Here is a 22,226-nt window from a genome sequence, read left to right as displayed (position 1 = left end):
GACCGGTCCGCCGGGATTGGGGGTGAGCCAGGTCACCGTTCGCCGGTCGATTTCATGGTGCGCGGGGCGTTCCGCTTACCCTGTAGCGCATGTCCGACCGCCTGAGCACGACGTTCCGCTACGGGCGCGTCACCCTGTCGCGTCGCGGGGATCTGATCCTGATCCTGACCGTGTCCCTGTTGTTGACCTTGTTGTTCATGTATTGGAGCTATGAGGTCAAGATCAAGTGCGTCGGTCCACCGTTCTTCCCGGACGGGCGCAGCCACAAGTGGCCGGTCGGCGATCCGCACGCGATCATCCCCTGCTATTCGGATCTGGCGTACCTGTGGGTGGGCCGCGACATCAACAACCACGTCTTTCCGTACATCCACGGCGGTATCGGCGCCAACGGCCAACTCTTCGGTGGTTCGGTCGAGTACCCGGTGCTCTCGGGAATCCTGATGTGGCTCGGTGCGATCGGCGCGCACACCGACGTCGACTTCTTCCGCCATTCGGCGGCGCTGCTCGCGCCGTTCGGGGTGGTGATCACCGCGATGCTCGCCGTGCTCACCCGCTGGAATGTGTTGTGGTGGGCGATGACCCCGCCGCTGATCCTCTACGCCTTCCACAATTGGGAGCTGCCGGTGGTGGCGACTGCTGTCGGTGCCGTCGCCGTCATGGCGTGGGGGGCGAGCATCAAGCCGTCGACGGGCGAACGACGAATGAGTTTGCGTACCAGCGCAATTCTCGCGTCGATCCTGCTGGCCATCGGCTTCTGCCTGAAGCTCTACCCCGGATTCTTCGTGCTGCCCCTGGCGATCTACGTGCTGACCGGCGGAGCCGGCGGGCGCCGCGCACTCGACTGGGTCGGCGCCGCGTGGGTGGCCGTCACGGCTGCGCTCACCGTCGTCGTCATCCAGTTGCCCTTCATGGTGCTGGGCTACGACGGGTGGCGCGCGGCACTGACCTTCCAGGGCAAACGTCGCGCCGACGTGGACACCAACTCCATCTGGTACTGGGGTCTGCGCCATCTCACCGACGGCCAGAACGGCACTTACAACTCGATCGTCGGCGTACTCTCGCCGACGCTGATCGTGTGCGCCTTCGTCGTCGCGGTGTATTTCGGTTGGCGGCAGTACAACCGGACCGGGCTCTACCCGTGGATCGGCGTCAGCGCGGCGATGCTCGCCGGATTCATGGTGTTCCACAAGGTGCATTCGCCGCAGTACACGCTGTGGATTCTGCCGTTCTTCGTGCTGCTGCGGGTGCGCTGGCCGGTCATCGTGGCGTATCTGATCGCCGATTTCATCCTCGACACCACCATCTTCCGGTTGTTCGGCATCTACGTGTCGGGCGAGCCGATGAAGTGGTGGGTGATGACCGGCGTCAACGTCGGCGTGTGGGTCCACGCGGTGCTGCTCGTCTATCTCATCGGCGCCTTCGTCAGCGCCGGGCTGCGCGAACCCCTCGCCTCGATCGGCCGACGTGCAGACCCCACCGACGCGGCCCCGTCCGAACCCGACGACGCACCACCCGGGCAGCGCGTGCCCGCCGGGGCATGAGCGACTGGCTCGGCACCGGCCCGCTCGTCGGGGACCGGGTGACGTTGCGGCCGTTCACCATCGACGACGCCGACGCACTCGGACGGGTCGTCGGCGATCCGGCCCGATTCCGTTGGGTGCCCGGTGTCCCGACCGACGCCGACTCCGCGGCCGGATGGATCTCGGCGGCGCTCGCCGATCCGCAGCGCCGCGTGGCCTTCGCCGTCATCGACAACACCGACGGCCGGCTCGTCGGCTCCACGAGTTTCTACGACATCGACCCGGCCAACCTGTCGGTTGCCATCGGCTACACGTTCTACGCCGAGGACGTCCAGGGCACCGCGGTGAACCCGACCGCCAAATACCTGTTGATGCACCACGCCTTCGAGCAGTGCGGCGCCGTCCGGCTGGTCTGGCACACCCACGAGAGCAACACCCAATCCCGGGCTGCCATCGCCAAATTGGGCGCCACCTTCGAGGGGCTGCTCCGCAAACACCGACGCTTCGGTGACGGCTGGCGCACCACCGCGCAGTTCGCGATGATCGACGAGGATTGGCCGGCCGCGAAAGCCGCGCTGCGGGAACGGATTCGGGGCTAGGGGTACGCCCCGGCCTCCTCGATCACGGTCTCCTCGGCCCCAGCCCTCTGGGTGCGTCGCGCCCGCCCCCACGACAGCCGATCCGCCGCACCGTCGAGCACCCCACCCGCCGGGTCGTCGAGTTCGTTGCCCTCGTTGTCGCGGCGCATCAGGTCGTTCTCGGGCCGCAGGATCTGCCAGATGACGATGATGCAGAGCGCGATCACGAACAGTGCACGGATCACGATGATCGTGGTGAACCACTCCTGCGGCAACCACTTTCGGCTGGGATCGATGAACAGCGACATCCGCGGAATCCACACGAGGGCATCGATGGTCATCCACGCGAGCAGCAGACGCGTGTGCGGGATGGCCAGCACCGCCAGCGGCACCAGCCACAGCGAGTACTGCGGGCTCCACACCTTGTTGACGAGTAGGAACCCGGCAACGATCAGGAAGGCGACCTGCGCGACTCGCGGTCGGCGCGGCGCGGCCATACACAACCATCCGATGCCCAGGACGACGAGGATCATCAGCCCCAACGAGACGATGTTGAGGACGTCGACTCTCCACGTGACTCCGACCGCCTTGGCGGCAAGACGCAGCAAGGTGTCGGCGTCGGCGCCGCGGTCGGAGTTGAGCCGGAAGAACTCGTACCACCCGTGTGGATACAGGATGAGGATCGGCAGGTTCACCGCGGTCCACGCGATCACCGCCGCCGCGGCCGCCGCGCACCAGTCGCGCAGCTTGCCCGACCGCAGGCACAGGAAGAACAGCACCACCAGCACCAGCAGCGGATAGAACTTGGCGGCGGTCCCCAGACCGATGAACATGCCTGCGAGCCAAGGCTTCTTACGCGCCCAGCACAGCAGTGCCACGGCCAGGGCGGCGGTGGCGATGGCGTCGAAGTTGGTGAAAGCGTGCACGATCACCAGCGGCGACAGGGCCGCGAGCCAGGCCGCCCAGATGCGCGTCCGTGCGGTCAGCGCGGTGGCCCAGACGGTGACGAGCCAGAACAGCGCCAAACCCAGTGCGGCAAGGTCGAAATAGAGCACCGCCGGCAACGCACCCGGGAGACCCCAGCGGTCCGACGCCGACGCCCATTCACGCCCCAGCCAGGCCGTGGCATACATGTACATCCCGGTGATCACCGGATACTCCATGTACCGCTTGATCTCCTGGCCGTCACCGTTCTTCTCGAACCAGAAGGTCTTGTACGGGAATTCGCCCCTGTCGAGCTGTTCGGCACCGAAGAGCGAGATGACGTCGGAGTAGCAGAGGTCAGTGAATTGGCGCTGATCGTCGCGGTCGAGTTTCACCGCGGGCTGTCCCTGGCCCGGGTTCACCACCACTTCCTGCTGTAAGCAGCCGGCCTTGCCGAACCAGCTCAGCGCCAACGTGCACAACGCGAGCAGGAACAGCACCCGGATCGGCGTCCAATGACGGCTGCGTCCCACCGCTGCGTGCGCACCGAGGGGACCACCGACGACCCGAGAGGCCTCGGCGACCACCGGATCATGGTGACTCGGCATCAGCCGACGCGTGTCGGTACGAAGATCGGCGGCCAGCGGCGCGGGACTGTCATCGGCGACCTCGTCGGTCGGCGGCGGAGTCCCGTCAGCCACCGGGCGCAGGGACCGCTCCTTCGTCGCCGGTGCCGCCGCCGGTTCCACCGTTCCCGGTACCGCCACCAGGACCGCCGTTCCCGGTGCCGCCGCCAGGACCGCCGTTGCCGGTGCCGCCGCCGTTACCCGTGCCGCCGTTCCCGTTGCCGCCGTTGTTTCCGCCGTCACCGCGCTCTGGACCACCAGGAATCGGGATGGTGATGCCGGGTGCGATGGTGATCGCGCCTCCACCCGGGTACTCCGGGGTCGGTGTCCGGTCGGGCCGTGTCGAGGGATAGTTGTTGTATGAGGTGGGGGGCGGCTCGTACGGGACGCCGGCCTGGCCACCGACCGCTGCGGGTTCGGGGAACTGCTCGATGGGTTGGCCCTCGAGCGCGTCGTCCATGCCGCGCTTCCAGATCTGTGCCGACAGACCGCTGCCGTAGACCATCGACCCACTGGCGTTGACCAAGGCGGTGCCCTTGTCGGTACCCACCCACACCGCGGTCGAGAGCTGCGGGGTGTAGCCGACCATCCACGCGTCCTTGTTCTGGCCGGTGTTACCCAGCTGCGCGGTGCCGGTCTTGGCGGCCGACGGACGCGATCCCAGCTCGTCGTCGTAGAGGTTGTTGTTGTTCGAATACGCCGCGATCGGCTCGAGCGCCGCGGTCACGTTGTCGGCGACCTTGGCCGGGAACACCCGCTTGCCCGGGTCGGGCTGACGCTCGTAGAGCACGTCGCCGGTGGAGGTCTCCACCTTCTGCACGAAGTGCGGCGCACGGTAGATACCGGATGCGGCGAAGGTCGCGTACGCCGAGGCCATGTCGATGACGCGGGACGGGTACTGCCCGAGCACCACGCCGCCCTGCACGCTGCCGTTGGATTCCTGCAGCGTGTGCGCGATGTCGCCGAAGGACTCCGCGACGCCGGCGGCATGCGCGGCATCGGCCACGTCCTGCGCCTGGTTCTTGAGGTCCATCATCAACCGGTAGTACACGGTGTTCAGAGACATCTTCATAGCCGTCGCGAGATTGCACGAGCCGCAGCTCTCACCGTCGGAGTTCTCGACGGTCAGGCCACTGGATGTCGTGTACGGCGCCGAGCTGTACACCTTCGACAACGGGATGTCCTGCTCGAGCGCCGCAGCGAGGGCGAACACCTTGAACGACGATCCGGTCTGCAGCCCCGCCTGCGCGTAGTCCCAGCCTTGGGCGTCGTCGCCGCCGTAGTAGCCGGCGACTCCACCGGTCCGGGGATCGATCGACACGGCGGCGTCGCGGATCTGCGCCGGCTCGCCGACGAGAATCCCGTTGGGACACTTGTAGATGTCGTTGTCGCGGCATGCCGCTTGCACGAGGCCGTTCTGCACCTGCGGATCGATCGTGGTGGTGATCTTTAGACCCTCGGTATAGACCTGCTGCTCGGAGATGCCGAGATCTTCGACTTCGGCGAGCACCTGCCGCTCGATGAGGCCATTGGGGCCGACGGTCTCGCCGGTCGCCTCGGGCGGCGGCGCGACCTTCGGATAGCGGATCGCCGCTCGGTCGGCCTGGGTGATCGAACCGATCTGCACCATGCCGTCGAGCACGTAGTTCCATCGAGCCGTCGCCGCCTCCTGATGGACCGCCGGGTCGTAATAGGAGGGTGAGCGGATCGTCGCAGCAAGCACCGCCGACTCGGCCGGCGTCAGATCCTTGACGTCCTTGCGGAAGTACGCCTGCGCCGCGGCCGCGACACCGTAGGCACCCCGACCGAAGTAGATGGTGTTGAGGTAGGCCGCCATGATGTCGTCCTTGGACCACTCGCTCGACATCTTGGTCGCGATCACCAGCTCACGCAGCTTGCGCTGGTAGCTGTGTTCATCGCCGACCAGGGCGTTCTTCACGTATTGCTGGGTGATGGTCGACCCACCGCCCGCGAGATCGTTGTCGGTGATGCGACCCCACACCGCGCGAGACAGCCCTCGGATGGAGAAACCGTCGTTGGTGCGGAACTCGCGGTCCTCGGCGGCGATGACGGCGTCCTGCATTGACTTGGGAATGTCGTTGATACTGACGTCGGTGCGGTTGCCCTCCGGCCGCACGATCTTGGCCAGGGTGTTGCCCTTGGTATCGACGATCGTGGCGACCTGGTTCTGCTTGATGTCGCCGGGGCGCGGCACGGTGACCGTGGCGTAAGCGATCAGGAAACCCACGATCGCAACCAACGCGACAACCGGGACGATCAGACCGAGCGCACCCATGATCCACGCGATCAGCCGGAACCTCGAACGTTTCGGGTCCTGACCGGTCGTGGAGTCGGTGGATGTGGTGCGTCGCGATGTCGTATCGCGTGACTCGCTCATCGTCGGACCTCCCAAGGAACCGCATACACCATCGGCTCGACGTTCCTCACACTACTTGTCGGCATGACTGCCGCCTGTCGGCATGTTTGCCGCCCACCACTCTGACGCACCGACGAGCCGCAGCCAAAAGCCGGACATCGGAGAGGCGGCCGAGGGCCGCTTACTCGGCCACCCGACGACGACGGGCAGAGCGCGGAGGCAGACCGGCAACGTATGACTGCACGAGATGGTTCCAGCTACAGGTTCGGCACACCTCGACGACATGCACGGAGAATTCCTCGGCGGTCGTGTCGAGGCGGGAGATCTCCTCGGTCGTACGCGCCGACCCCGACACCTGGCCGAGTCGCTCGCCGAACACCCAGGAGACCAACGTCACGTGCTCTTTGCGGCAGATCGGGCAAAGCGTCGAACTGGGGCGACCGTGGAACTTCGCGGCGCGCAGGAGATAAGGACTCGCGTCGCAGACCTCGGCCACACCGACCCGCCCGGCATGGACCTGCGACAGCCGCGATCGCCGCTGGAGGGCGTAGTCGACGAGCTGGCGTTGCACGTGAACCAGCGTACGTGGTCGATATCGGCGTTGTCGGTGTGACCTGCCAGTGGATTCGTGCCTGCCGAGACCACGATCGCGCCCCCCAAGCCGTGGCCGATATCGACAGCGTTTATATCGGTGCGATACATTGGGCGAAAGCATCGGCACGACGAACCATCGGAGAGGGGGTCAGCAGTGCTCGAAATGGCGATCCTCGGCCTCCTGCTCGAATCCCCCATGCACGGCTATGAGCTGCGCAAACGGCTCACCGGGCTGCTTGGCGCATTCCGCGCGTTCTCCTACGGTTCGCTGTACCCGACGCTGCGTCGGATGCAGGCCGACGGACTCATCGACGAGACCAGTGCACCGTCTGGGGTGAAGGTGCGTCGCGGACGTCGCGTCTATCAGCTCACCGACGCCGGCCGTGAACGCTTCACCGAACTCGTCGCCGACACCGGGCCGCAGAACTACACCGACGACGGTTTCGGCGTGCACCTCGCCTTCTTCAGCCGCACCCCGGCGATCGCCCGGATGCGCATCCTGGAGGGCCGGCGTCGTCAGGTCGAGGAGCGCCGTGAAGGCCTGCGCGAGCTCGTCGGCCGCGCCACCGGCGCCTCCGACCGCTACACCCGCCAGATGCACGAGTTGAGCCTGGAATCGAGCGAGCGCGAGGTCCGCTGGCTCAACGAGCTCATCGCCGCCGAGGCCTCGGAGGCGTCGTCATCGGCGGCAGCGCCCACAGATTTCCCGGCCACCACGTCACCGACGTCAGGTACGTCACCGACGACCGGTGCCGAGGAGCAGGAAGAAACCGAGCAGGACGAACCGCTCGGTAGAACCCCCGTGTCGCAGCCCAGTGCTGCGGCCCGACAAGAAAAAGGAGAACCCGACCATGGGTGAGCCCAATAAGGTGCGCGTGGCCATTGTGGGCGTAGGAAACTGCGCTTCATCCCTGGTCCAGGGCGTGCAGTACTACAAGGACGCCGACGAGAACGCGACCGTGCCCGGCCTGATGCACGTGAAGTTCGGCCCCTACCACGTGCGCGACGTCGAGTTCGTCGCCGCGTTCGACGTCGACGCCAAGAAAGTCGGCTTCGACCTGTCCGACGCGATCTTCGCGAGCGAGAACAACACCATCAAGATCGCCGACGTGGCGCCGACCGGCGTCACCGTGCAGCGCGGCCACACCCTCGACGGTCTCGGCAAGTACTACCGCGAGACCATCACCGAGGCCGACGGCGACGGCGTCGACGTGGTGGCGACCCTCAAGGACAACGAGGTCGACGTACTCGTGAGCTACCTGCCCGTCGGATCGGATCAGGCCGACAAGTTCTACGCCCAGTGCGCGATCGACGCGAAGGTCGCCTTCGTCAACGCGCTGCCGGTGTTCATCGCCTCGGACCCGGAGTGGGCCAAGAAGTTCACCGACGCCGGTGTCCCGATCGTCGGCGACGACATCAAGAGCCAGGTCGGTGCGACCATCACCCACCGCGTGATGGCCAAGCTGTTCGAGGACCGCGGCGTCGCCCTCGACCGCACCTACCAGCTCAACGTCGGCGGCAACATGGACTTCAAGAACATGCTCGAGCGTGAGCGTCTGGAGTCGAAGAAGGTCTCCAAGACCCAGGCCGTGACCTCCAACCTGACCGGCTCGCTCGCCGGCAAGGTCGAGGACAAGAACGTCCACATCGGCCCGTCGGATCACGTCGAGTGGCTCGACGACCGCAAGTGGGCCTACGTCCGCCTCGAGGGTCGTGCCTTCGGTGACGTGCCGCTGAACCTCGAGTACAAGCTCGAGGTCTGGGACTCCCCCAACTCGGCCGGCATCATCATCGACGCCGTGCGCGCCGCCAAGATCGCCAAGGACCGCGGCATCGGCGGCCCGATCCTGCCCGCCTCGGCCTACCTCATGAAGAGCCCGCCGGAGCAGGTCGCCGATGACATCGCGCGCAAGCAGCTCGAGGAGTTCATCGAGGGCTGACGCCTGATCGTCCGACCCAGCGTTTCCGTGGCGGTTCTCCCGAAGGGGAGGACCGCCACGGTCGTTGGGGCGCAGACTGAGAGTCATGCGCACATCCGTTTGTTCGTTTCTCGTCGCAGCTCTCGTCATCGCCGGCCTGGCCGGCGCGGCTACCGAAGCGCCTCCTGCGCACGCCGCACCGGGCGGTAGCCCGACGGCGACGGTGATTCGGGATTGCGTCGGCGGTAAGCAGATTCGGCCGAGGACGATCTCGTCGATCTTCTGCGGCGATGCCGGAGTGATTGTCACCGACGTCACCTGGCTCGGATGGGCCGATGGCTGGGCCATCGGCTACGGCACTGAGCACCGCAAGCTGTGCCAACCTTCATGCGCCGCTGGACGATCCACCAGCGACCCCGTCGGAATCTGGCTGTTCGCCCCGGTTCGCGGCGCTTTCACCAAGGTGTCGCTGTATCACTCGGTCGCGGCATCGCCGGAGACGTACACACTTACCGGGTTGGTGCGGTAACACTCAACTCGAGGGATTGTCCGTTACGCGGCCTTGGAATCGGGAGCGACACTCGCGACAGACCTCACATCACCACCGCCCCCGCCCTCGCCTCCGAGAGTTGCTCTTGCGCCGCCGATGCTCTTCCCGGCGGAGATACTGCTGGTGCTCGAACTCCTTCATACCCGCACTCAGTGGTCCCTCAAGCCCTTGGGGCACAACGTATTTACCATCCTCCAGACGCATCCACCCGTAGGTGATCATCTCGTCGAGGGCCTCGCGGATCCCCGGTTTGTCCACGTAATAGGGGTCGTCGTGAATCCGGAGTGCGATTTCCTCGGCAGCCTCGTTGTCCATCTCTTCGTCATCCTCGTCCTCGTCGTCCCACAGGGAGTCGAACCAGTCGACGCCGCGCGGGGTGGAGGACGAGCCGGCGTCGATGAACGCGCAGAACTCCTCGCTCGATCCGCGGTTGCTCATCGATCGCTGATCATCAAGGAGTCGAACCACCCACTCCGAGAAGGTGGCCCGTACCTGATCGATCGGCGGGCGTCCATCGCGCCAGTCCTTGGCACCGGGGCCGCGGTGGATCACGCCGTCGCCGCCGTAGGAGATCAGGGCGTGGTCGAGGTCAGCCGCGTAGTGGATGAGTCGCGAGGCCAGCCCTGCGGAGATGCCGAGCTTCTTCGCGCACGCGTCCAGGCCCGCCGGCAGCTGACCGCCCGGAGCGGTCGGTTTTCCCTTCCCGATCCACTTCAGGATTCCCACGCATGGGTTCGACGGACAGCAGTGCCTGCCGTTCGGCGTCGAAGTCATCGAGGCGCAGGCCGTCGATCGCGGAGTCCACCACGGTGCGCGCGGCCCGCAACGCCGCGGGCGTGCCGCTCCATCTTCCGCTGGATTCGGTGAAGATCAGGTACGTGTGCAGGGCGAAGCCGAGCTTCTCGCCCGGCACCAAGGTGTCGAGTGCGGCCCGGAAGACGAGCCCCACCTCGGTGAGAATGTCGGCGTCGGTGGACGTCCAGGCGGTCGGGTCGAAGTCCGCGTTCGCTTTGTTCACCACCCGGAATGCGGCGTGGAGGTAGCGGCTCAGCAGCATCGACTCGTCGACGTCGATCTCGGGCACCTCGGCAAGCGCCCACAGGCGGTATTCGTCGACCAGTTCTATGCGTCGCGCCTCGCGTTCGCGTTGTGCGGTGATGTCATCGGACATGTCTTGAGCCTACGAAGTCGGATCGGTCTCGGCGAGGTCATCGGGAGGATCGATGGCGAGCACGATGCAGTCGCGAGTGTTTCCCGTGGAACAACGGTGACCTGGGCCGCCGCCCGCGGTGAGAAGGACTGTCGGGACGATCGGGCACAATCGGCGCATGCGACGACGACGTCTGGCGCTCGGGGCGTCCGTGGTTGCGATCGCCGCGATCGCCGGCTGTGCCGCACCCGGGGAGTCGGTGACGGTCACCTCACCCGGCGCGACCGCGGTGAATGACATCCCACCGAGCTCCACGACGTCATCGTCCTCGGTCGGGACAGCCGCGCCCACCGCGCTCTCCCCCGAAGCGGCGCTGGCGTGGTCGCAGCTGCAGGCTCTGCCGGTCAAGGGACGCGCACCCAAGACGGGTTACAGCCGCGCACAGTTCGGTCAGGCGTGGTCGGACGACGTGAACGTCGACGACGGTCACAACGGCTGCGACACCCGCAACGACATCCTGCGTCGCGATCTCATTGACATCGTCGTCAAGCCCGGCACGCGCGGATGCGTGGTCCTCTCGGGGACGCTGCACGATCCCTATACCGACAAGACCATCGGTTTCACGCGCGGCGCGGCCACGTCGTCGGCCGTACAGATCGACCACGTCGTGGCGTTGTCGGACGCCTGGCAGAAGGGCGCGCAACAGCTGACACCGCAACAGAGCGTCGACTTCGCCAACGACCCGCGCAACTTGCAGGCCACCGACGGACCCACCAATCAGAAGAAGCGCGACGGCGACGCCGCAACCTGGCTACCCCCGAACCGCGCGTATCGGTGCACGTACGCATCCCGGCAGATCGCCGTCAAGACCGCCTACCACCTGTGGGTGACCTCGGCCGAGCGGGATGCGCTGGCGCGCATCCTCGGTACGTGCTCCGCTCAGCCCTGAGCCTGAGGCCCGCAGTCCGGAGGCCGTAACCGTGAGGGCCGTAGCCTTGACGTCATGGGCGCTCGAACTCGGATCCCCACATGACCCCCGCACGCCGCTGGGTCGCCCTCGGCCCCGGCGGCCTCGATGATTTCGCCTTCACCGACGTCGACGTGCCGTCGCCCGCACGTGGTGAGGTGACGATCGAGGTGACCGCAGCCGGGGTGAATCCGGCCGACCTCAAGCACGCGCGTGCCGCGACGGATTTCCCGCTCCCCATCGGTTACGAGGTGGCGGGCCGGATCGTCGCGCTGGGGCCCGACACCGAGATCGGTTCGGGTGCTGCAGCAGTCGACGACGAGGTGCTCGCCTTCCGGGTCAGGGGCGGGTACGCGACGGCGCTCACGGTGCCTGCGGAGAAAGTGTTCGCGCGGCCGGAGACCCTGGGTGTCGACGAGGCGGCCGGGCTGCTGCTGGCGGGTACGACCGCCGCCGACATGCTTCGTGCGGCCCGTACCGCGCGGGACGAGCTGATCGTGCTGCACGGTGCGTCGGGAGCCGTCGGGGTTGCGGTGCTGCAGCTGGCGCGTCTGCGGGGTATCCGGGTCATCGGCACCGCGGGTCCCCGATCGGGCGAGCGCGTACGCGACTTCGGTGGCCTGCCCGTCACGTACGGTCCGGGCGTGCTCGACCGCATCCGGGCTGCCGCCGACGGTCGACCGATCGCCGCCGCGCTCGACGCCGTCGGCACCGACGAGGCGGTCGACGCCTCACTCGATCTCGTCGCCGACCGCTCGCGGATCGTCACGATCGCCGCGCCACGGCGCGCGGCCGACGATGGGTTCCTCGCCCTCGGCGGCCGCCAGCCGGAGAGCGCAGATTTCCGGGATACGGTGCGCACCAATCTTATTCGTCTCGCCTCCGACGGCGATCTCGTCGTCCCCATTGGTGCGGCCTTCGGTCTCCAACAGGCCCGGGAGGCTCTGCGCCTGGTCTCCGACGGGCATGCCGGCGGGAAGGTCGTCCTCCGTACCGACCGGTGACCCGTCGAGCTAACACAGGGGTACGACAGAAATGAGCAGTCCGGGAGGCCCCGACGGGCCTTTTCACGGCCTGAGTTCGGCCACCAGAAATCCGTAAACTGTTGCACAACAGTTGTTTTCACCGTAGGTCATTCACCCGTCCTACTGTTCGCTCAGCGGTCGGGTGATCGGCCGAATCGGACGCGTGAGGCTCGCGTCATGACCATGTGCGGGGTCAGACTGAGTGGGCGCCGACAACCGTCTCACTCCCGGAAACACGAGTGAGATAACCGATCTCACGTCGGCCACTTCTTCCCGAGGAGGAGCGCCGTGCTCACCATCAGCGATCTGGACCTGGCCGTGGCGATGACCGACCGTGCGCGCCGCAGGGTCCCTGCCTACGCAGACTTCCTGCGCCGCAACGGCATCGATCCCGGCGAACGTGTCGATGCCGAGGCCTTCACACAGCTGCCCGTGATGACGAAGGCCGGCTACATCACCCGTTACCCGCAGCCGGCCCGGTACTGGGACGGCCGGATCACCGAGGCGATGGTGTGGTCGTCGACGTCGGGCTCCTCCAGCGGAGTGCCCACCCAGTTCGGGCGTGGAGCGCTGGCCCTCGAGCAGAGTGCCGCGATGTACGACCGGATCTTCACCGACTCCTTCTCCTCACAACCGCGAACCACGTTGCTGATCAACTGTTTTGCGATGGGCACCTGGATCGGCGGCACGTACACGATGGCCGGCGTGAGCGAACTCAACAACCGCGGTCACCGACTCAGCGTCGCCACCCCGGGGATCGATCTCGACGTCGCCGTCGCCACCCTCGCCGAGCTCGGCCCCTTCTACGACCACGTCGTCCTCGCCGGATATCCGCCGCTGATCAAGGACCTCCTCGACAACACCCCGGCCAATCTGCTCGCGATGGACATCAAGCTGCTGCTGGCCGGCGAGGCGATCACCGAGAAGTGGCGCGACCACGTACTCGATCTGCTGCATCGACACTCCGAACCCGAGCGGATCTGCCTCAAGTACGGCACCGCCGACGCCGGGCTGATGGGCTACGAGACCCCGGCGAGTATCGCCGTCCGGCGAGCCGCCCTCGCCGACGCCGCTCTGTCGGAGCAGTTGTTCGGTCCCGGCATCACCGCACAGCCGACGTTCGTCCGCTATCACCCCGAATACCGCTACACCGAGTGCGACGCCGAGGGGCATCTGCTGTTCACGGTCGATTCGGCCATGCCGTTGATCCGCTACCGGATCAACGACCGCGGACGGATCCTCGACGGCGCGCAGCTCGACGAGATCCTGCGCGCGCACGGACACGACGACCTCGCCGGCGAGGTGGAGCCGCACGATCATTTCCTGGTGCTGCACGGCCGCACCGACATCGCGGCGATCTTCCACTCGCTCAACGTGTATCCGGCCAACCTGCGGCCGGCATTCGAGGACCCCGCGTTCGCCGCCGACCTCACCGGACGATTCGTCGTCGAGGTCCTCGAGAGCGAACAGCATCATCAGACCCTGCACATCCGGGCCGAACTGGCCAAGAACACCGCCGCCGATGCAGGTCTGGCCCGTGCGCTGCGCGAGCGCTGCCACGAGTCGTTGGTGACCACCAACTCCGAGTTCCGGGCGCTGAGTGCGTCATTGGGAAAAGCCGCCCGCCCCACCGTCTCCCTGTACGAGTACCACTCGGCGGGATTCGGTTCCGGCGCAAAGGACGTCTACATCCGAGGAGCAGCACGATGATCGAGATTCTTCACCCCACCCGCGACCGCGGCCGCATCGACACCCTCTGCACCGCAGGTGAATACCGACTGGTCGATGCTTGGATCACCGCACTGCCCGAGCTGACCGCACTCGCCGCGTTCACTGGCGAACCCGTCCCCGATGACGGCGACCTCGACGAGTGGAGCCGTTACGTCGTCTACCCCTGGCGGCACACCGTGGTGCGCACACCGATCGACCCGGTCTTTCACCGACTGCGCACCGCACGTAACCGCTTCCTCATCACCGACGACGAACAGGCCGCCTGGTCGACCGCGCGACTGGCGGTGGCGGGTCTGAGCGTCGGTGCCTCCGTCGTCGGCGTCGCGGGATTGACCGGCGCCCGCCGATTCCATCTCGCCGACCCCGACACCCTCGGGCCGACCAACCTGAACCGGCTGTCGGGTTCGGTGTGCGATCTCGGCGTCGAGAAGACGACCCTGGCTGCTCGGCGCCTCCTCGAGGCCGACCCGTACGCGGAGGTCACCACGTGGGCGCAGGGTTTCGAGCCGGCCATGGCACCGGAGTTCTTGCGGTCACCCGACGGCCGCGCGGTCGACATCGTGATCGAGGAGATGGACGACCTCGCCATGAAGGTCGCGCTTCGGGTGCACACCCGACGGGCCGGGTTGCCGCTGATCATGGTCACCGACGACGGCGACAACGTGATCCTCGACGTCGAACGCTACGACCTCACCCCCGACTATCCCCTCTTCCACGGCAGCGCCGGGGAGGTCACCGACCTCGACACCGCCGCCCTGCGTGATCCGGCGAATCGGGTCCGGCTGGCCGGTGCCATCGTCGGTGACGACGTGGCACCACGGCTCTCGCAGGCACTCGCCGAGGTGGGCCGGACCATTCCGTCGTGGCCGCAGTTGGGCACCGCGGCAAGCCTGGCCGGGGTGGTCGGCGCCTTCGCCGCCCGCACCATCGTGTGCGGGGGCGAACTACCTTCGGGCCGTTACCGTTTCGCGGTCGACGGAGCGCTGGCGGCGTGACGCGGGCTGCCGGTCACGCTGCCAGTACGTCGGCGTGACCGTTGCGGCGACACCAGCTCATCAGGTAGCGGGCGTGCAGTCCGCACCATCGGTACACCGACGCCTGGGTCATCGGCAGATCCTCATCGTGTTCGCCGCGCTGGACGATCATCGGCCCGATGTAGTGACTGGTGATCTTGTTGGCGGTGTTGGGTGACACCTTGGCCACCCGCGCCAGCGTCGCGGTGTCGGAGACGTGGCCGGCAGCGATGGCGCCGGCCATCCGACCCGCGGTCTGCCCGCGGCGTCCGGTGAACAGTTCGTAGAGGCTGTGCCGACGATTGGCCGCGGGGGTCTGGGGGAGCCGGCGGCCCAGTGCGGCCACGCTGATGGCGTCGGCGAACGCGGCGAAGCCGTCGGATTTGGCGACCACGCCCACCACTTCTTCGCGGCGGCGCGCCTCCTCGATGAGGTCGGTCTCCATGCTGTGACCCTGCGCGGTCAGCAGGACCGGCGCCAGCCGATCGTGGTTGCGCAACGACTCGATCACGTCGAGACCGTCGAACGCCCACTCGGTGTCCGGCCGGTTCCACACCAGGTCGGCGGTCACCACGTCGAACCGCACCCGGCCGGCGACCCGGCGAATGACCTCGGAATCATCAGTGGCCACCTCCACCGTCCAGTCGGCAAATCGCGACCGCAGCGGCGCCGCGACCACCTCGCCCAACGGGGAGGCCACCAGTACACGTAAGCCTTCCGACATGGCCTCTATTGTGCCTCGCTAACGACGTTCATGCGTAATCACGCATGACGATCGTCGTTTGGTGGCCGCCGACACCTGAATCCACACCATTTGTGTCGCACGAAATGGTGACCTGTCCTTGCACTCCGGACATCGTTGACTCCATGCCGCACGCCCCCTCAGATCACCCCGTCCCGACCGTCGTTCCCGACTCCGACGCCACCGTCACGGAGGCTGCGCCCCTGTTCGTCGCGGTCGCCGCCGAGGACGACATCCTCGACACCTCCCTGTGCACCCTCGTGGAGGCCTGGGGTCATCGGGCCGACATTCTGCGCCCCGACGCCGACCACTCCCGCTCCGGGCGGCCCGCCGACGAGTCCGGGACGGTCATCGTCGTCCGCTCGACGCGTCGACTGATGGAGGTCCGGCAACATCTGCGTCTGCGCAAGGCGATCGTCGTCGGGCTCGGCGTGCGCGCCGACGATCCTCGCGGTATCGATCTCGCGAACACCGGGCGCGCCCCGGCCGAGCTCGCGGCATTCCTGACCAGCGTCGCCGATCGCCTTCCCCACCAGTCGATCCGTGTCCGGCTGACCGATCGAGAACGACAGATCCTCACCACCTACGCGCTGGGCGCGACGATGCCTGAGACGGCCAAGCGCCATCACATCGCAGAAAGCACCGTGCGCGAACACTATCGCCGGGTGACCCAGCGGTACGCCGACGCCGGCAAGCCCATCGGCAACAAGGCACAGCTGCTGCTGCGGCTGATGAGTGACGGATGGGTGCGTCCGCGGGAAATCCTGCACTCGGCAGGGTGAGTCGGCTCGCATCATGGGGTCGGGTGGCAGCATGGGATTGTGCTGCTGCCGTCGCTGATCCCCCACGCCCCCGACCTGCCCGATGCCGTCGTCATCGGTGACGATCGCTTGTCACGCGAAGACCTCGTCGGCGCCGCGACCGCGGTGGCCGAACGTATTCGCGGGGCACACACGCTCGCCGTCCTCGCCCGCCCGACGGCCTCGACGGTCCTCGCCGTCGTCGGCGGCCTGATCGCCGGCGTCGCGATCGTGCCGGTGCCGCCGGATTCGGGGCGCCGCGAACTCGATCACATCCTGCAGGATTCCGGCGCCCAGGCCTGGTTGGGTGAGGCCCCCGCCGACACGTCGCTGCCCGCCATCCCGGTTCGGCGCTACGCCAAGTCGTGGCACTCCCACCCCGAACCACCCCCCGACGCGACCGCACTGATCCTCTACACCTCGGGCACCACCGGTTTGCCCAAGGGCGTCCCGATCACCCGTCGCGCGATCGCGGCGGGTCTCGACGCCCTCGCCGACGCCTGGGCATGGACGTCGGAAGACACACTCGCCCATGGCCTTCCGCTGTTCCACGTGCACGGTCTGATCCTGGGTGTGCTGGGACCGCTGCGTCGCGGCGGTCGGCTGATCCACACCGTCACGCCGACTCCCGACCACTATGCCCGCGCCGCCGACGCCGGTGCGTCGATGTTCTTTGGGGTTCCGACGGTGTGGTCGAGGATCGGCGCCGAGACCGAGTCGGCCCGCCGGCTGTCGGGGGCGCGGCTGCTGGTGTCGGGGAGCGCGCCCCTACCCGTGCCGGTGTTCGACCGGATCCGCGCGGCCACCGGCCACGAGATCGTCGAACGCTACGGCATGACCGAGACGATGATCACGGTGAGCACCCGCGCCGACGGCGAACGCCGACCAGGCTGGGTCGGACTCCCGCTCGACGGCGTGCAGACGCGGCTGGTCGAGGGCGATGCCGTGCTGCCGCACGACGGCGAATCCGTCGGCGACCTGCACGTCCGCGGCCCCATGCTGGCATCGGGATACCTCAACCGGCCCGAGGCGACCACACAGAGCTGGCTCGACGACGGCTGGTTCGCTACCGGCGATGTCGCCGTCATCGACGGGGACGGCATGCACCGCATCGTCGGACGCCGCGCCACCGATCTGATCAAGTCCGGCGGATACCGGATCGGCGCAGGCGAGATCGAGACCGTCCTGCTCGCGCACCCGTCGGTCGCCGAGGTGGCCGTGATCGGCGTCCCCGACGACGATCTCGGTCAGCGCATCATCGCCTACGTCGTCGGTGAGCAGGCCGCCGACGGGTCCGGCAGCGACCGGTCCGGCAGCGACGAGGACCTCATCACGTTCGTGAGCGCCGAACTCTCGGCGCACAAGCGTCCGCGCGAGATCCGTCGGGTGGAGTCGTTGCCGCGCAACGCAATGGGGAAGGTGCAGAAGAAGCTGTTGGGGTGAGCAGCGATCGCCGTCCGGCCGTCGCCGCGCCCGACGTAGTTTCCTTGTCATCCACAGTTCGTTCGGTCGGCTGACGCATCCCTGTCCGATGCCAAACTCTTCGCATAAGGTGTGTGGCATCGCACGTAGAGTTGCGGTGGCCGTTCAACGAAGGAAAGGCATACGGACATGGGCGTGAGCCTGAGCAAGGGTGGGAACGTCTCGCTGACCAAGGAGGCCCCCGGTCTGACCGCGGTCGCCGTGGGTCTCGGCTGGGATGCCCGTACCACCACCGGTACCGATTTCGACCTCGACGCCAGCGCCATCGCGCTGGGCACCAACAAGAAGGTGCTCTCCGATCAGCACTTCGTCTTCTTCAACAACCTGCGCTCGCCGGACGGCTCGATCGAGCACACCGGCGATAACCTGACCGGCGAGGGCGAAGGCGACGACGAAGTCATCAACGTCGATCTCGCGGGTGTCCCGCCGGAGATCGACAGCATCGTCTTCCCCGTCTCGATCTATGATGCCGACGCCCGCAGCCAGTCGTTCGGCCAGGTCCGCAACGCCTACATCCGCGTCGTGAACCGCGCTGGCGGCGCCGAGATCGCCCGCTACGACCTGTCCGAGGACGCTTCCACCGAAACCGCCATGGTGTTCGGCGAGCTCTACCGCAACGGTGCGGAGTGGAAGTTCCGTGCCGTCGGCCAAGGCTACGCCTCCGGCCTCGCGGGCATCGCCCGCGACTACGGCGTCAACGTCTGAGAAACCGACACATCGCGCGAATGCCGCACCCGCTCATGGCGACGGGTGCGGCATTCGTTGTACACACACCGGCAGTACACATGTCGTTTCGACTCCTGTCGCTCGTCCACATGTAGAAAGGCCACATCCCCGTGGTACTCCGAATATTCGGTCTCTCCATCGTCGTCACGGTCCTCTCCCTGATCGCCGCCTTCTTCTACGGCGGCACAACAGCCCTGTTCCTGACCCTCATCCTCGGCATCCTCGAGGTCTCGCTGTCCTTCGACAACGCCGTCATCAACGCCACCGTGCTGCGGCGGATGAGCGAGTTCTGGCAGAAGATCTTCCTCACCATCGGCGTGATCATCGCCGTGTTCGGTATGCGACTGGTGTTCCCGCTCGTCATCGTGTGGATGGCCTCGGGCCTGAACCCGGTCGAGGCGATGCGATTGGCGCTGAACCCGCCGGCCGATGGGGCCGCGTACTTCCCCGACGGCTCGCCGAGCTACGAAACCTACATCACCGACGCCCACCCGCAGATCGCGGCGTTCGGTGGCATGTTCCTGCTGATGTTGTTCCTGGGCTTCATCTTCGAGGAGAAGGAGATCACCTGGCTCAGCTGGATCGAACGGCCGCTGGAGAAGATCGGCAAGCTCGACCAGCTCGAGGTGGTCGTCGCGGCGGTCCTGCTCATCATCACCGCCGAGTTCATCGCACCCGACGAGGAGCGGTCGACGGTCCTGTTCGCCGGCCTCCTCGGCATGATCACCTACCTCGCCGTGAACGGTCTCGGTGAGCTGTTCAACACCGACGACGACGATCCCGACGAGTCCGATGACGAACGCGCACAAGCGCAACGCACGCCCGGGGTCGACGACGCCGCGGCGGTAGCGGACGCCGAGGTACGCCGCCGTTCCGGACCGAGTGATCTGGCCAAGGCCACCGGCAAGGCCGGCTTCTTCCTGTTCCTCTACCTCGAGGTCCTCGACGCGTCGTTCTCCTTCGACGGTGTCATCGGCGCATTCGCGATCACCGCGGACCCGATCATCATCGCGTTGGGCCTCGGCCTGATCGGCGCGATGTTCGTCCGCTCGCTGACCGTCTATCTGGTCCGCCAGGGCACGCTGAGCGAATACGTCTACCTCGAGCACGGGGCGCACTGGGCCATCGGCGCTCTCGCGTTGATCCTGTTCTACTCGATCGGCACCCATGTTCCCGAGGTCGTCACCGGCCTCGTCGGCGTCGTGCTGATCGTGGCGGCCTTCGTCTCCAGCGTCCTGCGGCGGCGCAAGGAGCCGGCGGACGCCAAGGATCACATCGAGATCTGAGTTCACACCACCAGATACACCAACGCGGCACGAACTCGTGGGCGCCCCCCTCTGCACGGGGCGCGTCTACGGGTTCGTGCCGCGTTCGCGTTCTGCCTGCCTCCTACTGCTGTTGCCCCAACTGCTGGGTGATCTCCTGATTGATCTGCTGCAGCCCGGGCACCGACAGCCCGGGCAGGTGGCCCTGGATGGTCCGGACGATGGAGGTGTCGTTGCGAACCTTCTCGCTCGACTGGATGAGAACCGTTCCGCTGCCGGTGAAGTCGAACTGACGCTCCTCGCCGGAGTTGATGCCGAAGCGCCGGCCGGCGGCGGCGATGAAGGAGTTCACCCACGCCTCGTCGAAGTGGTGGCTCGGCGACGGACAGTCGGCCCACCCGACGAGTGCTTCGGGGTCGACGCGCACCGGTGGTTCGGCGAACATCACCGGCCCGTTGGACGACGCGAGGAACTTCCCGGTGCCGATGAGCGTCAGGAAGCCGGGCACGATCGACTGCTGCAGCGACAACTGTGGCTGGAAGGCAAGGAGATTGGCGGCCCGGATGGTGAGGTTGCCGTCGTCGAGGTCGTAGGCGTTGATGTTGTAGCCGCGGTCGCCGATGACGAGCTTGCCCTGCCCCTCGGCCACCACGAAGTCACCCAGGTGCAGCGGAGCCGAGAACTGTTGTGCCACCATGTGCAGCAACTGTCCGGAAAGGCCGTGGGTCAGCGCCGTGAAGTTCATCTGCCCGTAGTAGGCGATCATCGCCCCCTTGGACATGAACCACGGCTGGTTGAGATCGATGCAGAACGAGTAGTCGTTGTCGGGGATGTTGTCGTCGCTCGGCAGGGTTGCCGGATTCCAGATGGTGTTGAGCTGGCTCACAACTTCTCCTCCGAAGCCTGTACGTAGACGACGCCTTGGCCGGCGCATTCCAGTTGCATTGCCTCACCGCCGGTTCGGCCGACGTTGCGCCAGCTGACGGTGGACCGCAGGGTGGTGTTGACCTGTCCGGCCGCACCGACGTAGGCCTGGGGGTCGACGGTCACCGGCGGCCGGTCCGGTGACACGGGGAGCTCGAAAACCCCTCCGTGGCCGAGAATCACGACCTGCCCGGGTCCGGACAGCTGTGTGGTGAACATGCCCTGCCCGGTCATCGCCCCGGCGGCCGCCGACCGCATCGAACGCAGCAGTCCTCCGCCACCACCGCCGCCACCTCCCTGCGAGGTCACCGACACGATGGACGCCTGCAGATTCGAGGTGTAGGCGAGTGTGCGTGAGGCCTCCACGCGGATCATCCCGCCCACCGCGCCGACGTCGATGATCTGTACTTCGATCCCACGAAAGCCGTAGTGCACCACGCCTTGTCCCTGGGCGACCATCGTCGACTCGTGTTCACCGGACATCATCCGCCCGGCCATGCCGGCGACTCCGCCCATGCCGCCCTTCCCGCCGGGGACACCGGCGACCTGGTGCGGTTGGAAGAAGACGTTGCCGGTGTAGAAGAGCATCGCCCCACGCCGCGCGACGACGGGCCCGCTGCGGCCGATGTCGACCGAGACGACCTTGCTGTTGACCTTCTCGAACATGTCGGTGCTCCCCTATCGCTCGGCCGGTTGGATCGAGACCACGCCGGTACCGTCCCAGCGCAGCGAGAACGCTTCTCCGCCACCCTGTCCCAGGGCACTGCGCCAGCTGACGTCGGTGACGAAGGACTGACTCAGCGCACCGCGCGCACAGACGAAGGCGTCGGGGTCGACGACGAGCGGATACTGCGGGCTCACCTCGAGGTGGATCAGTGGGCCGCCCTGCGAGAGCAACGCGATCTGACCGTGGCCGGTGACGGTCGTGGTGAACAGCCCCTGCCCGGCCGTCGCGCCGCGCACACCGGCGAAGGTGACGTTGGTCTGCAGATTCCCGTTGAGCACCATCAGCTGTTGGGATTCGACCTGCAGGGTCTCACCGTTCATCTCGATGATGGTGGTCTCGGCGGCGTTGTGGGCGAAGTACACCACCCCGCTGCCGGAGGCCTCCATCAACGACAGTCCCTCACCGGTCGCACGTTGCTTCACCCCGGCGAGAAGTCCGTCACCACCGCCGAAGCCGGCGGACTTGAAGTTGACCTGTCCCTCATAGGCGACCATCGACCCCGACAGTGCCCGGACCGCCGTGTTGTTGAGCCGGGCCTCCACCACCCGTTTGGAACGCTGTACGAGCTGCATACGCCACCCTTCGC

21 protein-coding genes are annotated in these 22,226 nt (G+C 66.9%); 13 read left to right on the top strand and 8 right to left on the bottom strand.

The genetic code is table 11. The features are described 5' to 3' along the window. Window positions 1-89: 89 nt before the first annotated feature. Window positions 90-1,541 (top strand): glycosyltransferase family protein, encoded by a 1,452-nt coding sequence (locus QNM97_RS24430; protein ID WP_283820706.1) that lies wholly within the window; start codon window positions 90-92, stop codon window positions 1,539-1,541. Beyond that, entirely contained in the window at window positions 1,538-2,119 is a 582-nt protein-coding gene (locus tag QNM97_RS24425; RefSeq protein WP_283820705.1) for a GNAT family N-acetyltransferase, read from the top strand. The genes QNM97_RS24430 and QNM97_RS24425 overlap by 4 nt, the downstream gene beginning before the upstream one ends. On the opposite strand, the gene QNM97_RS24420 is transcribed toward QNM97_RS24425, so the two are convergent. The 3 genes from QNM97_RS24420 to QNM97_RS24410 all read right to left on the bottom strand — a co-directional run bounded on the left by QNM97_RS24420 (window position 2,116) and on the right by QNM97_RS24410 (window position 6,596). Further along, on the bottom strand, window positions 2,116-3,723 hold the full coding sequence (locus QNM97_RS24420; RefSeq protein ID WP_283820704.1) for a glycosyltransferase family 87 protein: 1,608 nt from the start codon (window positions 3,721-3,723) through the stop codon (window positions 2,116-2,118). The two genes, QNM97_RS24425 and QNM97_RS24420, sit on opposite strands and share 4 nt — an antisense overlap. After that, a complete protein-coding gene (locus QNM97_RS24415) occupies window positions 3,716-6,046 on the bottom strand; it encodes a transglycosylase domain-containing protein (RefSeq protein WP_283820703.1) in 2,331 nt (776 codons plus the stop codon). Before QNM97_RS24415 ends, QNM97_RS24420 begins: the two co-directional genes overlap by 8 nt. 160 nt (window positions 6,047-6,206) lie before the next feature. Continuing rightward, on the bottom strand, window positions 6,207-6,596 hold the full coding sequence (locus tag QNM97_RS24410) for a DUF5318 family protein (RefSeq protein WP_283820702.1): 390 nt from the start codon (window positions 6,594-6,596) through the stop codon (window positions 6,207-6,209). Window positions 6,597-6,773: 177 nt separating this feature from the next. On the opposite strand from QNM97_RS24410, the gene QNM97_RS24405 reads away from it, so the two are divergent. The 3 genes from QNM97_RS24405 (at window position 6,774) to QNM97_RS24395 (ending at window position 9,067) form a co-directional block, all read left to right on the top strand. Further along, window positions 6,774-7,478 carry a PadR family transcriptional regulator gene (locus QNM97_RS24405; RefSeq protein WP_276115762.1) on the top strand — a complete coding sequence of 235 codons (705 nt, stop codon included), beginning with the start codon at window positions 6,774-6,776 and terminating at the stop codon, window positions 7,476-7,478. Continuing rightward, entirely contained in the window at window positions 7,471-8,559 is a 1,089-nt protein-coding gene (locus QNM97_RS24400) for an inositol-3-phosphate synthase (RefSeq protein ID WP_283820701.1), read from the top strand. The genes QNM97_RS24405 and QNM97_RS24400 overlap by 8 nt, the downstream gene beginning before the upstream one ends. 85 nt (window positions 8,560-8,644) lie before the next feature. Then, a complete protein-coding gene (locus QNM97_RS24395) occupies window positions 8,645-9,067 on the top strand; it encodes a hypothetical protein (protein WP_283820700.1) in 423 nt (140 codons plus the stop codon). Window positions 9,068-9,136: 69 nt separating this feature from the next. Here the strand turns inward: QNM97_RS24395 and QNM97_RS24390 are convergent, their stop codons facing one another. After that, window positions 9,137-9,814 (bottom strand): hypothetical protein, encoded by a 678-nt coding sequence (locus tag QNM97_RS24390; protein WP_283820699.1) that lies wholly within the window; start codon window positions 9,812-9,814, stop codon window positions 9,137-9,139. A 602-nt stretch (window positions 9,815-10,416) separates the two neighbouring features. Between QNM97_RS24390 and QNM97_RS24385 the strand changes: the two genes are divergently transcribed. The 4 genes from QNM97_RS24385 to QNM97_RS24370 all read left to right on the top strand — a co-directional run bounded on the left by QNM97_RS24385 (window position 10,417) and on the right by QNM97_RS24370 (window position 14,956). Continuing rightward, on the top strand, window positions 10,417-11,187 hold the full coding sequence (locus QNM97_RS24385; RefSeq protein WP_283820698.1) for an HNH endonuclease family protein: 771 nt from the start codon (window positions 10,417-10,419) through the stop codon (window positions 11,185-11,187). 80 nt (window positions 11,188-11,267) lie between these two features. Further along, window positions 11,268-12,209, top strand: a complete 942-nt coding sequence (locus tag QNM97_RS24380; protein ID WP_283820697.1) for a quinone oxidoreductase family protein — start codon at window positions 11,268-11,270, stop codon at window positions 12,207-12,209. 309 nt (window positions 12,210-12,518) lie between these two features. Next, complete coding sequence (locus QNM97_RS24375; protein ID WP_283820696.1) at window positions 12,519-13,940, top strand: phenylacetate--CoA ligase family protein; 1,422 nt, start codon at window positions 12,519-12,521, stop codon at window positions 13,938-13,940. Beyond that, window positions 13,937-14,956 carry a ThiF family adenylyltransferase gene (locus QNM97_RS24370; protein ID WP_283820695.1) on the top strand — a complete coding sequence of 340 codons (1,020 nt, stop codon included), beginning with the start codon at window positions 13,937-13,939 and terminating at the stop codon, window positions 14,954-14,956. The genes QNM97_RS24375 and QNM97_RS24370 overlap by 4 nt, the downstream gene beginning before the upstream one ends. Window positions 14,957-14,969: 13 nt before the next feature. Here the strand turns inward: QNM97_RS24370 and QNM97_RS24365 are convergent, their stop codons facing one another. Further along, window positions 14,970-15,698 carry an MSMEG_1198 family transcriptional regulator gene (locus QNM97_RS24365; protein ID WP_283820694.1) on the bottom strand — a complete coding sequence of 243 codons (729 nt, stop codon included), beginning with the start codon at window positions 15,696-15,698 and terminating at the stop codon, window positions 14,970-14,972. A 143-nt stretch (window positions 15,699-15,841) separates the two neighbouring features. Between QNM97_RS24365 and QNM97_RS24360 the strand changes: the two genes are divergently transcribed. The 4 genes from QNM97_RS24360 (at window position 15,842) to QNM97_RS24345 (ending at window position 20,010) form a co-directional block, all read left to right on the top strand. Further along, the gene (locus tag QNM97_RS24360) at window positions 15,842-16,498 is read left to right on the top strand and encodes a helix-turn-helix transcriptional regulator (protein WP_283820693.1); all 657 of its coding nucleotides are present in this window, start codon (window positions 15,842-15,844) and stop codon (window positions 16,496-16,498) included. Window positions 16,499-16,537: 39 nt separating this feature from the next. Next, the gene (locus tag QNM97_RS24355) at window positions 16,538-17,959 is read left to right on the top strand and encodes an acyl-CoA synthetase (protein WP_283820692.1); all 1,422 of its coding nucleotides are present in this window, start codon (window positions 16,538-16,540) and stop codon (window positions 17,957-17,959) included. Between the two features lie 168 nt (window positions 17,960-18,127). Next, on the top strand, window positions 18,128-18,703 hold the full coding sequence (locus tag QNM97_RS24350) for a TerD family protein (RefSeq protein ID WP_006373182.1): 576 nt from the start codon (window positions 18,128-18,130) through the stop codon (window positions 18,701-18,703). Window positions 18,704-18,834: 131 nt separating this feature from the next. Next, entirely contained in the window at window positions 18,835-20,010 is a 1,176-nt protein-coding gene (locus QNM97_RS24345; RefSeq protein ID WP_283820691.1) for a DUF475 domain-containing protein, read from the top strand. Between the two features lie 103 nt (window positions 20,011-20,113). Here the strand turns inward: QNM97_RS24345 and QNM97_RS24340 are convergent, their stop codons facing one another. From QNM97_RS24340 to QNM97_RS24330, 3 genes are read right to left on the bottom strand one after another with little or no spacing between them, the layout of a single operon-like run. After that, window positions 20,114-20,875, bottom strand: a complete 762-nt coding sequence (locus QNM97_RS24340; RefSeq protein ID WP_283820690.1) for an AIM24 family protein — start codon at window positions 20,873-20,875, stop codon at window positions 20,114-20,116. Next, window positions 20,872-21,579, bottom strand: coding sequence for an AIM24 family protein (locus QNM97_RS24335; RefSeq protein ID WP_283820689.1), 708 nt, complete (start codon window positions 21,577-21,579; stop codon window positions 20,872-20,874). The genes QNM97_RS24340 and QNM97_RS24335 overlap by 4 nt, the downstream gene beginning before the upstream one ends. Window positions 21,580-21,591: 12 nt before the next feature. After that, entirely contained in the window at window positions 21,592-22,212 is a 621-nt protein-coding gene (locus QNM97_RS24330; RefSeq protein WP_283820688.1) for an AIM24 family protein, read from the bottom strand. Window positions 22,213-22,226: the final 14 nt, after the last annotated feature.

It is taken from the genome of Gordonia sp. L191, from assembly GCF_030077625.1.
GTDB lineage: Bacteria > Actinomycetota > Actinomycetes > Mycobacteriales > Mycobacteriaceae > Gordonia > Gordonia polyisoprenivorans_A.
This window is presented reverse-complemented; position numbering and strand designations above follow the sequence as displayed.

Coding starts and splice junctions, on each gene's coding strand:
- QNM97_RS24430 (WP_283820706.1), top strand. CDS start 90: ATGTCCGACCGCCTGAGCACGACGTTCCGCTACGGGCGCGTCACCCTG.
- QNM97_RS24425 (WP_283820705.1), top strand. CDS start 1,538: ATGAGCGACTGGCTCGGCACCGGCCCGCTCGTCGGGGACCGGGTGACG.
- QNM97_RS24415 (WP_283820703.1), bottom strand. CDS start 6,046: ATGAGCGAGTCACGCGATACGACATCGCGACGCACCACATCCACCGAC.
- QNM97_RS24400 (WP_283820701.1), top strand. CDS start 7,471: ATGGGTGAGCCCAATAAGGTGCGCGTGGCCATTGTGGGCGTAGGAAAC.
- QNM97_RS24395 (WP_283820700.1), top strand. CDS start 8,645: ATGCGCACATCCGTTTGTTCGTTTCTCGTCGCAGCTCTCGTCATCGCC.
- QNM97_RS24385 (WP_283820698.1), top strand. CDS start 10,417: ATGCGACGACGACGTCTGGCGCTCGGGGCGTCCGTGGTTGCGATCGCC.
- QNM97_RS24380 (WP_283820697.1), top strand. CDS start 11,268: ATGACCCCCGCACGCCGCTGGGTCGCCCTCGGCCCCGGCGGCCTCGAT.
- QNM97_RS24370 (WP_283820695.1), top strand. CDS start 13,937: ATGATCGAGATTCTTCACCCCACCCGCGACCGCGGCCGCATCGACACC.
- QNM97_RS24365 (WP_283820694.1), bottom strand. CDS start 15,698: ATGTCGGAAGGCTTACGTGTACTGGTGGCCTCCCCGTTGGGCGAGGTG.
- QNM97_RS24360 (WP_283820693.1), top strand. CDS start 15,842: ATGCCGCACGCCCCCTCAGATCACCCCGTCCCGACCGTCGTTCCCGAC.
- QNM97_RS24350 (WP_006373182.1), top strand. CDS start 18,128: ATGGGCGTGAGCCTGAGCAAGGGTGGGAACGTCTCGCTGACCAAGGAG.
- QNM97_RS24335 (WP_283820689.1), bottom strand. CDS start 21,579: ATGTTCGAGAAGGTCAACAGCAAGGTCGTCTCGGTCGACATCGGCCGC.
- QNM97_RS24330 (WP_283820688.1), bottom strand. CDS start 22,212: ATGCAGCTCGTACAGCGTTCCAAACGGGTGGTGGAGGCCCGGCTCAAC.